At 48.1% G+C, this 14667-nt stretch carries 14 protein-coding genes; all 14 read right to left on the bottom strand.

From position 1 onward, the window contains the following. Nucleotides 1-244: 244 nt before the first annotated feature. The gene (gene tig, locus DWZ45_RS02205) at nucleotides 245-1531 is read right to left on the bottom strand and encodes a trigger factor (protein ID WP_118467398.1); all 1287 of its coding nucleotides are present in this window, start codon (nucleotides 1529-1531) and stop codon (nucleotides 245-247) included. Nucleotides 1532-1730: 199 nt separating this feature from the next. Beyond that, nucleotides 1731-2285 (bottom strand): DJ-1 family glyoxalase III, encoded by a 555-nt coding sequence (locus DWZ45_RS02200; RefSeq protein WP_118467396.1) that lies wholly within the window; start codon nucleotides 2283-2285, stop codon nucleotides 1731-1733. 127 nt (nucleotides 2286-2412) lie between these two features. Continuing rightward, nucleotides 2413-3081, bottom strand: coding sequence for a phosphatase PAP2 family protein (locus DWZ45_RS02195; protein ID WP_182426615.1), 669 nt, complete (start codon nucleotides 3079-3081; stop codon nucleotides 2413-2415). 47 nt (nucleotides 3082-3128) lie between these two features. After that, the gene (locus DWZ45_RS02190; RefSeq protein ID WP_118467392.1) at nucleotides 3129-3602 is read right to left on the bottom strand and encodes a CYTH domain-containing protein; all 474 of its coding nucleotides are present in this window, start codon (nucleotides 3600-3602) and stop codon (nucleotides 3129-3131) included. Between the two features lie 36 nt (nucleotides 3603-3638). Then, nucleotides 3639-3917 (bottom strand): DUF4160 domain-containing protein, encoded by a 279-nt coding sequence (locus DWZ45_RS02185; RefSeq protein ID WP_107001610.1) that lies wholly within the window; start codon nucleotides 3915-3917, stop codon nucleotides 3639-3641. Continuing rightward, nucleotides 3901-4173 carry a hypothetical protein gene (locus DWZ45_RS02180; RefSeq protein ID WP_107001611.1) on the bottom strand — a complete coding sequence of 91 codons (273 nt, stop codon included), beginning with the start codon at nucleotides 4171-4173 and terminating at the stop codon, nucleotides 3901-3903. Before DWZ45_RS02180 ends, DWZ45_RS02185 begins: the two co-directional genes overlap by 17 nt. Nucleotides 4174-4225: 52 nt before the next feature. Next, the gene (locus tag DWZ45_RS02175) at nucleotides 4226-4513 is read right to left on the bottom strand and encodes a hypothetical protein (RefSeq protein WP_227589388.1); all 288 of its coding nucleotides are present in this window, start codon (nucleotides 4511-4513) and stop codon (nucleotides 4226-4228) included. A gap of 374 nt (nucleotides 4514-4887) precedes the next feature. Next, nucleotides 4888-5880 (bottom strand): beta-methylgalactoside transporter, encoded by a 993-nt coding sequence (locus DWZ45_RS02170; protein ID WP_118467390.1) that lies wholly within the window; start codon nucleotides 5878-5880, stop codon nucleotides 4888-4890. A gap of 14 nt (nucleotides 5881-5894) precedes the next feature. After that, nucleotides 5895-7403, bottom strand: coding sequence for a sugar ABC transporter ATP-binding protein (locus DWZ45_RS02165; RefSeq protein ID WP_107001613.1), 1509 nt, complete (start codon nucleotides 7401-7403; stop codon nucleotides 5895-5897). Nucleotides 7404-7515: 112 nt separating this feature from the next. Then, a complete protein-coding gene (locus DWZ45_RS02160) occupies nucleotides 7516-8607 on the bottom strand; it encodes a substrate-binding domain-containing protein (RefSeq protein WP_181357250.1) in 1092 nt (363 codons plus the stop codon). A gap of 247 nt (nucleotides 8608-8854) precedes the next feature. Next, nucleotides 8855-9883, bottom strand: a complete 1029-nt coding sequence (locus DWZ45_RS02155; RefSeq protein WP_118467388.1) for a galactose ABC transporter substrate-binding protein — start codon at nucleotides 9881-9883, stop codon at nucleotides 8855-8857. 24 nt (nucleotides 9884-9907) lie between these two features. Further along, entirely contained in the window at nucleotides 9908-10882 is a 975-nt protein-coding gene (locus DWZ45_RS02150) for a substrate-binding domain-containing protein (protein ID WP_243023439.1), read from the bottom strand. Between the two features lie 31 nt (nucleotides 10883-10913). Further along, nucleotides 10914-12713, bottom strand: coding sequence for a sensor histidine kinase (locus tag DWZ45_RS02145; RefSeq protein WP_107001616.1), 1800 nt, complete (start codon nucleotides 12711-12713; stop codon nucleotides 10914-10916). Further along, a complete protein-coding gene (locus tag DWZ45_RS02140) occupies nucleotides 12713-14341 on the bottom strand; it encodes a response regulator (RefSeq protein WP_118467384.1) in 1629 nt (542 codons plus the stop codon). Before DWZ45_RS02140 ends, DWZ45_RS02145 begins: the two co-directional genes overlap by 1 nt. Nucleotides 14342-14667: the final 326 nt, after the last annotated feature.

The following is a 14667-nucleotide window of genomic DNA, read 5'->3' as shown; positions in this document are numbered from 1 at the left end:
TTCCTCCTATAATTGAGAATGAATGTTTATGGCAAAAATTGTTATAGTTCACACGCGTGCAAACTGTAACAGGATTTTGCTGATGCTTCGCATTACAAATCAGCAAAATCTGCTGCTACTATGTTATCGCACGGCACTTTCGGTTCCAAAAGTGCCTGCCTGTGAACAGTAATACAAAATTCTATGATGCCTTAGGACACCATAGAATTCTGCCTTATTTCAGTATTCGCTTTTATCGGTTTGATTAAGCAAGCTTTGCCTGCTCTACCAGTAAATCGATCGCTGCCTGAACTTTCAGGTCCTCACGGATCTGCTCTTTCTCGCGCTCACCCATCATTTCTTTCAGCTTAGCGCCTTCCAGTTTGTAGGATGCTGCGATCTCGTTGATCTGCTCGTCAAGCTTCTCATCGGAAACTTCTACGTTCTCAACTTCAACTACTTTCTCAAGAACCAGTCTGGTCTTGATTCTCTTCTCTGCTTCCGGACGCATCTGCTCCATCAGCTTCTCCGGTGTCATGCCGGTATATTTCATGTAATCGTTGATGTTTAAGCCCTGGCTCTGCAGACGACGAGCGTAATTCTCTACCATCTCTCTTGCCTGAGTGTCAACCATCGGCTGCGGCAGTTCCATCTGAGCATTCTCAATTACTTTCTCGATTACGTTGTTCTCGTTCTCTACTTTAGCATCCTGCTCTTTCTTCTCCTGCAGTTTCTTGCGGATGTCTGCTTTGTACTCATCCAGAGTATCGAAATCAGATACTTCGCTTGCGAACTCATCGTTCAGCTCCGGAAGCTCGTTTCTCTTAACTTCTTTGATGGTTACAACGAACTTAGCCGGTTTGCCAGCCAGCTCATCTGCATGGTACTCAGCCGGGAAAGTAACGTTTACGTCACAGGTCTCGCCTTTTTTCTTGCCGATTAACTGATCCTCAAAGCCCTCGATGAAGGAATGGGAACCGATTACCAGCGGATAATCTGTACCAGCGCCGCCGTCAAATGTCTTGTCATCAATGTAGCCGGTGAAGTCGATGATCGTGTTGTCGCCGTCCTCGATTGCGCCGTCTTCTACGTCGATCAGTCTGCCGTTTTTCTTACGTGCTGCAGTCAGCTCGTTCTCTACATCCTCGTCTGTCACAACAGCTTCTGCCTTCTTAACTTCTACGCCTTTGTACTCGCCCAGAGTTACTTCTGGTTTCAGAGCTACGGTTGCCTCGTAGATGAATGCCTTACCTTTTTCGATCTGAGTTACTTTGATCTCCGGAGTGGAAACAATCTCTTCCTTGCTCTCCTCTGCTGCCTTCGGATAAGATGAGTCGATCACTTCGTTTGCTGCATCCTCATAGAAAATGCCAGCGCCATACATCTTCTCCAGCATAGCTAACGGTGCTTTACCTTTACGGAATCCCGGGATGCTGAATTTGTTTTTGTTCTTGTTGTACGCATTTTTGATTGCTGCATCAAACTCTTCAGCCGGAACTTCGATGGTCAGCTTTGCCATGTTCTTCTCTAATTTTTCTACCTGTAAACTCATTTTAAGGGGTCCTCCTTGCTTCTATATGTGAACCGCCATTCTACCGGGCGTTACACTTCAAGATAGCATTATAGCATATCTGCGTGCTAAATACTAGCGGAAAATATAATTTTGCGTTCACTTTTTGCGGGTTTATGAGTGGTTTTAGGTGGGTTTTATGCCATTTTTGATGTATTTTCTGTGTGTTTTTTAGTTGAAACTACACCTGGTCATACTGAATTGAATCTTTGACCTGTAATGCTACCGGGCGATCGACTAAGAGCGATGCCAGCTCAATTCCCAGATCCAGCGCATATCCAAGTCCACGCGCCGTTGTGATATTGCCGTCCGTCACAACGCCCGCACCCGTCAGCTTCGCACCGGTCAGGGCATCCTCAAAGCCCGGATAGCAGGTTGCCTTCCTGTCCTTCAAAAGCCCCAGCTGCCCCAGAATGCTCGGAGCCGCACAGATCGCTGCCAGGCGCTTTCCAGCAGCATCTGACTGCACCAGTGCATCGCAGAGCGGTTTGCACGCCATCAGATTTTTCGTTCCCGGCATACCGCCCGGAAGGAACAGAAGATCCGCTTTCATCGGATCAATCTCATGCAGCAGGGTGTCTGCATGAATGCCAAATCCATGTGCGCCCTTCACCTCTTTTTTACCCGTAATCGAAACCAGTTTTACCTTCACACCCGCGCGGATCAGCACGTCTGCCGTCGCCAGACATTCCACTTCTTCCAGTCCATCTGCTAAAAATGCGTATACTACAGCCATGATTATTTCCTCCTGTTCTTTATTTTTATAAGACTTTTTATATTAATTTTTTTATTTTCCACAAAGTAATCATTTTTTCTTTTTAGATATCAGAAAATCATTGCAACTGTTCAATTCGTTCACTTTTTTATTCTTCATGAACCGCATTCGTTGTTTTTCCAGCTTTTCCTTTTGAAAATGCCTTTACTAGCACCCACACATTCACTGCCTCGTCAAGAATCAGGCTCAAAATCCAGCCACAGAGCACATCGACCAGCGAATGCTGTTTGATGAACATGGTTGAAAGACAAATCAGAATCGTGACAATCCACGAAAGTGTACGGATCGGTTTCTTGTTCCGCACACTTGCCGCGTGGCAGATCGTCAGATGCACCGCCACAGTGCTCGATACATGGATCGACGGGCAGACATTGTTCGGCGGATCCACCCTCCGCAGAAACCGCACAATCTGCGCGCAGAAATTCTGTGATGTGATCTCCTGCCGCAGATTTAAACCGTTTGGTGCCAGCAGGTAGACAAATAAGCAAAAGGTTGCTCCTGCAAACATCACAAAACAAAGCCGCAGATATGCCTCCCGATCCTTGATCATAAAATAAAGCATAAACACCGGCACCCACGCGTACCACAGAAAATACGGCAGTACAAACCATTCATTAAACGGTATCAGGTCATCGACCGCACAGTGTATAATATGAACATCCGATGGTTCATGCAGCTCCAGCAGAAAAAATCCTGACAGAAACACCAGCATATAGAGTCCTGCCAGACAGTAGCGGTGCGTTTTGATCCAATTCATTACTTGTTTTATCATTAATAATATACCTTTGTATTGTTCTTTCGTTTTTATTCTTTCGTTTTTAATACCAGGTTTTCCGCCAGCGCCAGACGGCTGTTCTGGTACTCGCCCGTAAACGTCACCTCGCGCCCGAACCATTCCGGCGGCACAAAGGCATGTGCGGCTTCCTCACTTGGAAATTCAACCTCCGCCAGCTTCAATCCCTCATATTCACCTAAAAAAATGTCCAGCTCAATCGTGTACTCCGTTCCTTCCATCGGAATCAGATAACGCTTTTTCGTCAGAATCCTGCCGTCAGCCTTCGAGCGGAGATGCTCATAGGATTCCTTCGTCAGCGGCAGATTGTATTCCTCCCGCGCCATCAGTCCTTTGGATTTGTAGGTCAGATAATAGGTGTCATCCTCCTGACGGACACGCACAACCGGGGCAGTGCTTAGATATGCCTGCTCGATCTGGTGGAAGGGGTATCCGGCTATATCAAATGGAATGTGACTAATTAAATATTTGCGTTCGATTTCCATAAAATTAGTTGTCCTTTTTATATTTCTTAAAAAGTCTTAACAAAAGTACCGTATTTCTCCAAAATGAGAAAGCCATTTTTCTATAATTTCTTCACTGTTGGCCTCTATCACCCGAATCATACTGTTCAAAATTTGGGCTGATATTTTGGAAGAATTGTGGCTGAGCAATGCCTTGCCCGTACTGGTTATCCACACTTTTGTCGCATTTGAAGTTGCTCTTCCCTCTGCAATATGGACATGCACCGGTTCCAGCGGCTCATTTTCATTCGACCAAAAATATACAATATATGGTCCAATCCTAAAAATTTGCGGCACTCAGAATTCCTCCCTCTTGTGAAAACTCCATAATCAAGTGTGCATTTTCCCGAATCAGTTTCTTGAAATAACTCATTTCCATATCTGAATAACCATTTATATTCTCCCACTTGTAATCTGGCAAATAGCATATCGCATTGTGAAATCCATCTTTTTCATCGGGTGTTTCTATATAAACTTTAACCCTGCCATCTGCCCGCATTTCAGAATGGGTAATTTCCGTATCATCATTTAAGGTCATAAATGGGTACATCATCTTTCTTCCTCCTCTCATTTATCCTCAAAACAGTTTTAACCACGGCTGCTTTCTACTTATTCAGCATCCCCATCACCACAACCACCACAAACAGTACCACCATCACGCCGATAAAAATATCCATCGTCCGCACAGAGACATGCACATGGTCATAGATGCGCTCTTTGATGGTCTTTTCTTTCATGAGTTCCAGCTCCCGGCGGAGCTTTTCATTCTCCGCTTCCAGTTCCTCCAGAGTTTTATCTGCCGTCTCCTCTGCCGCTTCTTTCGCCGTCTCCAGTTTTTCGCTCACTGTTTCTTTTATCGTCTCATTCTTTTCCAGCATTTCGTTTTCGCTCATCCTTGTTCCTTTCAGAATATGGCTTGTTTTCTCTGCTGCTCACTCTGAAACAGCCTCTTCTCTTATTATATCCATAAAAATAAGTTCAGGCAATCCAAAAATATTTTTCCGTCACTGTCAAAGCAAGCGCTGGCACGCCATCTCGTCCACCATCCCCCTGCCGATTACAACTTTTCAGATTTATACAAGAAAAAATCCTGCCCGGCAGTTTATATAATAGAAGATTCCAACGGATTATCCTATTATAAAAAACTCCCCCGCCATGCATCCATGGAGAGGGAGTTTCTGATTTCTTTTCGAACTTATATTTATGTACGGTTTCAGACGACTTTTCATATGGTACATACATTCTCGTCAGAACACAGTTAATCTTATTACTTCTTCGCAATATACTTACGGATATCCAGCGCAATCGCAACAACGATAACGATACCCTGTGCAATATACTGATAGTTCGGGTCGATGCCGAGGAACTGTAAGCAGGTCTTTAAGAACTCGAATACAAGTACACCGATGATAACACCGGAGATACGTCCGATACCACCGTTTACAGATACACCACCGATGGTACAAGCTGCAATAGCCTCCAGCTCGTAACCGTTACCGGTATTTACACCGGCACCACCAGATTTAGCTCCCAGAAGGAAACCTGCGATAGCATACAGTGCAGTAGCTGTTACATAGATGATGATCTTGGTTTTCTTAACATTTACACCAGCAACCTCTGCTGCTGCCTCGTTGCCGCCGATTGCATACATATATTTACCATGGCGGGGGTAGTTAAATACGAACCACATGATCGCGCCGATGACAAATGCAATGATGAACAGGTACGGAATACCGAAGAAGTTACCATTTGCAATGATGGTATACTCCTGACGATAACCGCCTAACGGAACGGATTTTGTGTAAACCAGGTTGATACCGTATACGATCATCTGCATACCCAGGGTACCGATGAAAGCCGGTACATTCAGGTAAGCAACTACGATACCATTGATAAGACCAAATACACAGCAGATAGCAATACAGATAAGGAGAATCAGCCATACGTTCTGCTCGCCAAATCCTTTGGTAAGTTCAAAATGTCCGCTGTAATCACTCTTCTGGAGCAGAGTACCTGCCAGGCAGGCAGAAAGTCCAACCAGACGTCCTGCAGAAAGGTCGGTACCTTTCGTAATCAGACAGCCGGATACGCCGACTGCGATGATGAAACGGCATGCTACGTTGATGGAAATGTTGCTAAAGTTGCTACGGCTGAAGAAGTTCTGTTTTGTTACACCAACAAAGAGAACCATCAACAGGATCAGAATAACGATACCGTTATTGATCAATATATCTTTTACATTCAGTTGTTTCTTATCCATTCTCTCTTCCTCCTTTAGAACTTAGTCGCGTAGCTCATGATACGCTCCTGAGTTGCTTCCTCACCCTGTACCTCACCGGTAATGTGACCATTACACATGACAAGGATACGGTTCGACATACCAATCAGCTCCGGCATCTCAGATGAAATCATGATGATACCTTTGCCCTGCTTTGCCAGGTCAATCATGATCTGGTAGATCTCGTACTTGGCACCAACGTCGATACCACGGGTCGGCTCATCCATGATGAGGATATCCGGGTTGTTGGCCAGCCAGCGGGAAATCAGAACCTTCTGCTGGTTACCGCCTGAAAGTGACTGAATCAGTGTCTTACTGCTCGGCGTCTTGATTGAAAGCTTTGCCACGTTATCCTTGACAAGCTGCTCAATCTTCTTCTTATTCAGTTTGATACCATAGTGTAAATACTGATCCAGGGAGGAAATTGATACATTATCTGCAATGGACAGACATCCCAGAATACCAGTTCCGCGTCGGTCCTCGGTAATCATACCGATACCGCCCCGGATTGCATCCTGCGGACGCTTAATGTTCATTTTCTTACCCTTAATATAAACTTCTCCGGATTTAATATGACGCATACCGAAGATACCTTCCATCAGTTCCGTTCTCTGAGCACCTACCAGGCCGCCGAATCCAAGAATCTCGCCTCTTCTAAGGGTGAAGGAGCAATCCTGGAAGGAACGATCATGGATACTGGAATATCCTCTGACATCCAGCAGTACCTCTCCGGCTTTTGTATCATTCTTCGGAGGATAGATATTGGTCAGCTCACGACCAACCATCTGTTTGACGATCTCATCATCCGAAATCTCGTCCATATGCCAGGAACCAACATAGGTGCCGTCTCGCATGATGGTAATATCATCACAAATCTCACGAATCTCCGCCATCTTATGGGAAATATAGATAAGGGATACGCCTCGTGATTTCAGGTCACGGACAATGCGGAAAAGCGCCTCTACCTCATTATCCGTCAAGGAGGAAGTCGGCTCGTCCAGAATTACAACTCTGGCATTTAAGGATACAGCCTTGGCAATCTCGACAGACTGCATCTGGGCGATGGACATGGTTCCCAGTTTTGCCTTCGGGTTATACGGCATCTTAACATCGTCCAGCCATTTTGCTGTCTCTTCAAACATCTTTTTATGGTCGATGACCTGAATCGGACCAAATTTCTTGGTTGGATAACGACCGGTGTACATATTCTCTGCTACCGTTCTCTCAGGTATCGGCTGCAGCTCCTGATGTACCATGGCCAGTCCTCTGTGAAGGGCTTCATCCGGATTGTGGATCTCCACTTTTTCTCCATCCAGATATACCTCACCTTCATCCATATGATAAATACCAAAGAGACATTTCATCAAGGTGGATTTACCAGCGCCGTTTTCTCCCATCAGTGCATGGACGGTGCCGGGACGTACTTTGAGGTTTATCTTGTCCAGAGCTTTTACGCCAGGGAAGCTTTTCGATACCCCGCGCATCTCCAATCTGTACTCTGCCATCCCATTCTCTCCTTTCATAAAATCGGGTGTGCCATCTGCACACCCGACACTTTATTCACTCCCCCGCAGGGGAGTGATATGTTCATAACCGTCCTTCTCTGAACAGCTACAATTATTTAATCATTTCCAGAATATCGCCAGCGTTCTCAGTTGTAACCTTTACATAGTCTACCATGTATACGTTGTCAACATCTTTGCCGTTTACGAAATCCAGAGCTTTGTCAGCTGCTGTATGAGCCTGTCCGAAGTAATCGTTGAATACGGTACCGGTCATCTTGTCGTTCATAACGTTCTCAACAACCTCAACCAGAGCATCAACACCTACCAGGTAAATATCTTTGTTTACAGTTCTTCCAGCTGCCTCGATAGCCTGCAGAGCACCAAGAGCCATAGCATCGTTGTTGCAGAATACAACATCGATCTTGTCGCCGTACTGGGACAGAGCGTTAGCAGTGATCTCCTGACCCTTTGTCTGATCCCAATCACCACGCTGCTTGGTCAGCTCTTCAACCTCTACGCCAGCTGCCTTTAAAGCCTCAACGGATTTCTCAGTTCTGTACTGAGCATCTACGTTCTCCGGATCACCCTGAACCATGATGTAACGAACAACGCCGTCGCCGTCTGCATCACCCTTGTTCTCAAGCTCAGCGATCTCTTCACCCTGATATGTACCGGACTGTCTAGCATCAGCACCTACATAAGTAGCTTTGATGCCGTCGTCAACCCAAGCCTGCTCTCTCTCAGCATCCGGCTCACGGTTGATGTAAACAACCGGGATACCTGCTTCGTTGCAGATGTTGGTTACATCCGGCTCAGAAGAAGCCTGAACCAGGTTGATGATCATAACATCAAATCCCTGGGTAACGAAGTTACGGATCTGGTTCATCTGCTCGGACTGGTCATTCTTACCATCCATGATGGAGATGTTCTCTGCCTTTAAGCCAAGCTCATCTACTAAATATTTCTGAAGTTCGTTTCTATACAGTGTCATGAAGTTATCAGCGAACTGGTAAATAGAAATACCAACTTTAACTTCTGCCGGATCTTTTCCTTCGATTGCTTCTTTAACAGTCTCTGCTGCGTCAGCTGCTGCTGTTGTCTCTTCTGCCGCTGCAGTTGTCTCTGCCGGTTTGCTGGAGCAAGCAGTTACGGAAAATGCCATTGCAGTTGCCAAACCAAGTGCTGCTACTTTTTTCAGTTTCATAATGTTTGTCCTCCCTTAAACTTGCGTATCCGTTTGCGCTGTCCGGATCCACCGAACAGTTAAATTTTCCGCATACACACATTATACAGTTTCGCCGATTCGTCATTTTTTCTTATCGACACCTTTATTATACGGATCGTTTGTACACTTTTCCATATAATTTTCTTGGTTCTTATATAAAATTTTTTTAGATCCTTTGTGATTTTATTCACATATTCTTGTTTTTCCGGTGTGAAACTGTGGGATTTTATGGTAAATCAGCAACAGTCAACGCTTTCTGACTGCATTGATAATAGGTTCCTTCCTCTAATTCGACCTTTTCCTGTACATTTTGACCAAGTGCCTCAGCGGCAGCTATCTCAAAAATCACTTCTGCATACTCGTCGCTGTCACACTGGACTGTTCCATACAGTTTTCCGCTCTTAAGCCCCTCGATTCCCTGCGGGGTTCCGTCGATGCCGACCACCTTCACACCCCTTGTGTCACCGGCGCGTTCAAGCGCCTCGGCAGCTCCGAGCGCCATCTCATCGTTGTTGCCGATCACCACCTCGATCGCATCCCCGAACTGGCGGATCCACTGTTCCATCAGCGCCGCCGCCTGGCTCCGATCCCAGTTTGCCGAACCACCGGTCAGTTTTTCCAGCGGAATACCTCCGTCGCGCATCGTCTGCACCGACCACTCTGTGCGGATCAGCGAATCCTGATGGCTGCGCTCGCCCTCCAACATCACATATCCAACGGTTCCATCCCCATTTAAATCAAGACTGCCCGGATTTTCCTGATACGCATCCACCAGAAGTTCTCCCTGCAGAACCGCCGATTCCCGCGCGTCCTCCCCTACATAATAGAGGTGCTCCCATCGTTTCATATCCTCCTCGACCGGTTCGCGGTTGAAAAATACGACCGGCGTCCCGGCATCCATCGCCTTGTTGATGACATACGATGCTGCTGAGCGATCCACCATATTGACGCAGATCGCATCGTATTCCAGGGAAAGGAAACGATCTACCTGGCTGTTCTGCGTATTTTGGTTTCCCTTCGGATCCATGATTTCCAGATTGACCTTAATGCCCGTCTGCTGCTCATATTCCTTCGCCTTTTCCTCCAGGCTGGAACGGATATTGTTGATAAAGGCATCCTCGCCCCGGTACAGCGTTACACCGATACGGATGCTCTTTTTTTCTGCCGGTTTTGCCGCGCTGCATCCATTTAAAAGAAGTGTGCCCACTGCCAGAAGTGCCAGCGCCATCTGAATGCTTTTTCCGTTTTTTTTCATCTTTCTATACTCCCTCCCGGATTTTTAATCAATCGGGTACAGCATCTTCTCATATTTCTTCGAGCGCAGCTCATCCTTCTCTATATAGTAGGATTCCAATGAAAGCTGGCTTCTCTCCTGCTCTTTTTCAATCGCCTGCACTGCTTTTTTGACCGCAAAATAGCCCGCGTCAAACTGGTTTGTCACCACCAGCCCCCGGATTGTCCCCTTGTCAAGCTGATCCAGCAGGGACGGCATCATCCCGACGCCGTATAGCCCGGAAATGTATTTTCCGTACACGCTGCTTCCGCCGACAATCTCCGCCGCCTCCGCTGTGCTGGCGAAATCCAGTGCCGCCACCACCGCCGTGCCGCTGCCCGGATAAACTGTTTTTTCAATGACGGAACGGTAAGTATCATCGGTGCCGCGCGGCACAATGGTATAGGAAAAGCCCTGTTTTTCCAGCACCTCCGTCAGCCCCTGCTTCATCTCCCCCGCCTTGCCGATATATGGGTTATCTGCAAAGATCCAGACAGGAAGATCGGGGCTCTGTTCCGCCGTAATCGCCTCGCCCAGCTTTCTCCCGGCTGCCGTCCAGTCCATATGAACCGCCCCCTTGACCTCCTCATCCGGTGATAATTCACCCAGCAGGATAATCGGCGTTCCATATGTATTTTCTTCCAGATATTGGCGGCATTCCAGCTCATCAACCGGCTCCAGTATCACTACCCCGGCACCGTCTGCCGCTTCCCGGCGCACCAGCTCCATCTGCTGTGCCAGATTATCCTTTTCATACAGGGTAATAAAGCTGACATCTACATTATACTCAACCGCCGCCTGATCCACGCCCTTGCGGAAGTTGACGTAATCATCATCCGAAGTATCGCTGATAATCAGGGACACCGGGTAGACCTCCACCTCTTTTTCCTTGATGATCCAATCCGTGGAGGAAAGGAGATACAGCAAAATAAGTCCCACACACAGGATTCCCCAGAGCGCCAGCTCCTTTTTTTTTCTCACTCCATATCGCATTGATCTGTCGCCCCCACTTTTACACTTTCTTCTCTTCCAGCACTTTCTCGTAAGGCACTGCCGGAAGATGAATCTTCACCGCGGTTCCCTCATCCGGCTCCGACTCGATCGAAAGACCATATTCCGCGCCGAAATACAGCTTGATCCGCTCGTTGACATTGCGTACCCCGATGCCGGATCCGCGCTTGGATGCCACGTGCGCCGTATCGGTAAAGAGGCTCTCGACCTGTTCCTCCGTCATGCCAAGCCCATTGTCCCGCACCTCCAGATACAGCTCTTTTTCCTCCTGCCAGGCGCGCACGAAGATCTCGCCGTCGCCGTCCATATATTCCATGCCATGGTAGATCGCATTCTCCACCAGCGGCTGCAGCATCAGTTTTAAACTTGCAAGTTCCAAAACCTCATCATCTGACTCGATCGTATAAGTAAACTTATTTTTAAACCGCATCTGTTGGATCATCAGGTAATTCCGGACGTGTTCCAGCTCATCCTTCACAGTAATTAAGCTCTTGCCGCGGCTTAAACTGATACGGAAGAACCGCGCCAGCGCCGTCACCACCTTGACCGCCTCCGTTTTCTGCTCATTTTCAATCATCCAGACAATGATATCGAGCGTATTATAGAGGAAATGCGGATTGATCTGCGACTGCAGCGTATCAAACTCCTGCTTGCGTTTCGCCTCATGCTCACGCACAATATCCTGCATCAGGAGGCGGATCTGACCCGCCATATCACTGATCGATTTTCCCAGATGGCGGATCTCATACGAACCGCCGATGTACACCGGTGCGCTTAAATTGCCCGCCTCCAGGACGCCGACCGATTTTTCCAGCTCGCGGATCGGATTCGTGATCCTCGATGAAATATAAGAGTTAATCAGAGCCAGAATGCACAAAATGAGGGCAATGACAAATACGATAAAAAGCCGGGTTTTGATCGTGTTGAGCGACACGGCATTTTCCGGCGTCACCCCGACCACCTTCCAGCCTGTGTAGCCGATCGTCTTGACCGTCGCCATCCGCTTTTTTCCGGCAAATATCTCCTCATGATTTCCGTCCGAATAGCCGGCTGCCTGTCCATTGTTCTCCTGCACCCAGCCGGAATCCAGAAGCTGCATCTGCGGGTGGTAAAGAATCTCGCCATTTCCGCTGATCATATAGAAATAACCGCCGCGCCCCGTCGTGATGCCGCCAAAGAGCTGTTCCAGGCTCGAATAGCGGATATCGACCAGAAGGACGCCCTGAGAGGTCGAGGTTCCGTGTGTCAGTTCGACCGCCCGGGACAGCGAAATGACCCATCGGTATTGATTTTCCGCATTGTCAAACACATACTGTACGTGCGGCAGGGAAAAATGCTGGTTTTCCGTCCGGTTTAAGGCGCTCCGGAACCATTCTTCCTGCGTCACATCCACCTCATTTTTCAGACGCACCGCCGGGACTGCCTCCAGAAGCGCCCCATCCTCCGAAAACAGGGCAATATTCTCCACATTATCCTTATTATTATCGTAGAGAAGCGTAAATTCACTTCCAAGCGACTGGCTCGACAGATCGGCATTCTTGATCGTGCCATAATAAAGCGAGTCGGACAGCTTCATGATCGTGCGGAGGTACGACTCCACAGAGCGCCCCACCTGCGCGATCAGGTTCTGGCTCTCCTCCTGTACTACTTCCGTGACCTGCCGTGACATTCTCTGGTACAGCGACAGGGAGATCAGCACGCTCGCCGCCAGCGCCGTGATCGTAAAATAGATAAAGATCATAGACCGGATGCTGGCGTCGTCAAAAAGCTTTTTCTTCCAGATCGTCCTTTTTTTACCCATTATGCCTCCCCGCTCCGGTGTGCCGTGCGGTACCGCGTCGGGGAAACACCGAATTTTTTCTTAAATACGTAACTGAAATAGTTCTGCTCCGGGTAGCCGACCTTTTCCGCGATGATATACGTCTTGTCGTCAGTTGCCATCAGAAGCTCGACCGCGCGCCCCAGCCGGACATCGGTCAGATAGGCGATGTACGCCTGTCCCGTCTCCTTCTTAAACATCGTTGAAAAATACGCCGGGCTCATATGCAGATGGCGGCAGATCTTCTCCACCGACAGCTCCGGATCTTGAAAATTGTCCTGAATGTACTGCTTCGCCTCGCGGATCACGTTTTTTGTCGTATTGCTCCGCTCTTCTTCCATTCCGGCATTCATCTTGAGCGCCACCTCGGTCAGGTACGGGCGGACATTCTCCATCTTCTGGACGCGCCCCAGAATCTCGAAATAATCATTTTCCACGCCAAACATCTCGCTGATCCGCAGATCATACTGCTGGGAGAGCTGTGTCAGCACATTGATGATCGCAAGCACATACGCCTGATACTGGCGGTAATGCACCCGCGCATCCTCCATCCGGCTCACAATCCCGTCTATCACGGAACGGATCTTTTCCTTCGGTCCAAACTTGACTGCCGCTATAAGCTCCGACTCCATCCGGCTGTCGAACCGGAGTTTTTCATGCCCGGACGGCTCCATATCGCCGATGCAGATCACACCGCCGGAACCTGTGATCGCACGGTAACCGAGTGCATTGAGTGCCGTGTGGCACGGGCGGCTTAAATCCGTCAGCGAACTGCAGCTCTCACCCACGCCGATCGTAACCGATACCTCCAGAATTTTCTTCGTCTCCTTGCAGATATCGCCCAGCAGGGCAATCAGTCCGGTCTGCGTATTGTCTTTGTCGATCGCCACCAGAAGGATCGTCTCAAAGGAAGAGTGGAACACAATAAAACGGTACTGCCCTTCCAGTTTTTCCTCAATCAGATTGCGGACGGAAATCGGAATCAGCTCCCGCTGCTGATGCAGCGAAACTGCCTTGTCCACCTTCTCATCCGGTTCCAGATGGATCGCCGCAATCACCCATTTGACCGCACCCGCAACGTCGATCACATATTCGTTCAGTTTTTCCTCAATCTGCGCTTCCTCCATGCCGCCGTGAATCAGGTCATTCAAAAAATGTTCCCGGATCGCCGGAAGACTCTTGATATAACTTTCCCGAAGCAGGGTAACATTCCGCTTCTGCTCGATCTCCTCATCGAGATTTTTCTTGATTTTCTTTAAAATCGCCGTCAGCTCTTCGACATTGACCGGCTTTAAAATATATTCGATCACATTGAGCTTGATCGCCTTTTTGGCGTACTCAAATTCATCAAAACCAGAAAAAATCACGATCTTGATGGACGGATATCTCTGCCGTATATTCTCCGCCATCTCCAGCCCGTCCATATATGGCATCCGGATGTCTGTCAGCACAACATCCGGCTCATTCTGCTCGATCTTTTCCAGCGCTTCCTTCCCGTTCTCCGCATCCCCGATCACCTCGAATCCGGCATCCTGCCAGTCGATTTTGCGTATGATGCTTGTCCGTACTTCCTCCTCGTCATCTACCAGCATGATTTTATATGGGTTCATATGGATTCGTCCTTTCAGTTCCTGATGCAATGTTGTTGTGAGCCAGTTTGTCTTAGGACTCTGGAGCTCTGCTACGGTATCCCCATTCCAGCTTTCCCTGACACCTCATGAGGAAGTGGCTGGGCAGGCTGGAATGAGGGGAATTTCTTTCTTTACATTATACCACATCTTTCTTTATTTGTGAGTTTGTGATTTTTCACTGGCAGGTTCCAATTTCTGTAAAGGCGTGCTTCGTCCCCGGGTGCGGGAACCCGGTTCCACACAGCGTCTGCATCCAGTCCGCCGTCCGCGGCAGGCGAGACAGTCTTCATCTATTTCATAAACGG

The organism is Clostridium sp. AF32-7AC (genome assembly GCF_003477925.1).
Taxonomy (GTDB): domain Bacteria; phylum Bacillota; class Clostridia; order Lachnospirales; family Lachnospiraceae; genus Otoolea; species Otoolea fessa.
This window is presented reverse-complemented; position numbering and strand designations above follow the sequence as displayed.

Coding starts and splice junctions, on each gene's coding strand:
- tig (WP_118467398.1), bottom strand. CDS start 1,531: ATGAGTTTACAGGTAGAAAAATTAGAGAAGAACATGGCAAAGCTGACC.
- DWZ45_RS02200 (WP_118467396.1), bottom strand. CDS start 2,285: ATGGCTGTAGTATACGCATTTTTAGCAGATGGACTGGAAGAAGTGGAA.
- DWZ45_RS02195 (WP_182426615.1), bottom strand. CDS start 3,081: ATGAATTGGATCAAAACGCACCGCTACTGTCTGGCAGGACTCTATATG.
- DWZ45_RS02190 (WP_118467392.1), bottom strand. CDS start 3,602: ATGGAAATCGAACGCAAATATTTAATTAGTCACATTCCATTTGATATA.
- DWZ45_RS02180 (WP_107001611.1), bottom strand. CDS start 4,173: ATGATGTACCCATTTATGACCTTAAATGATGATACGGAAATTACCCAT.
- DWZ45_RS02175 (WP_227589388.1), bottom strand. CDS start 4,513: ATGAGCGAAAACGAAATGCTGGAAAAGAATGAGACGATAAAAGAAACA.
- DWZ45_RS02170 (WP_118467390.1), bottom strand. CDS start 5,880: ATGGATAAGAAACAACTGAATGTAAAAGATATATTGATCAATAACGGT.
- DWZ45_RS02165 (WP_107001613.1), bottom strand. CDS start 7,403: ATGGCAGAGTACAGATTGGAGATGCGCGGGGTATCGAAAAGCTTCCCT.
- DWZ45_RS02160 (WP_181357250.1), bottom strand. CDS start 8,607: ATGAAACTGAAAAAAGTAGCAGCACTTGGTTTGGCAACTGCAATGGCA.
- DWZ45_RS02155 (WP_118467388.1), bottom strand. CDS start 9,883: ATGAAAAAAAACGGAAAAAGCATTCAGATGGCGCTGGCACTTCTGGCA.
- DWZ45_RS02145 (WP_107001616.1), bottom strand. CDS start 12,713: ATGGGTAAAAAAAGGACGATCTGGAAGAAAAAGCTTTTTGACGACGCC.
- DWZ45_RS02140 (WP_118467384.1), bottom strand. CDS start 14,341: ATGAACCCATATAAAATCATGCTGGTAGATGACGAGGAGGAAGTACGG.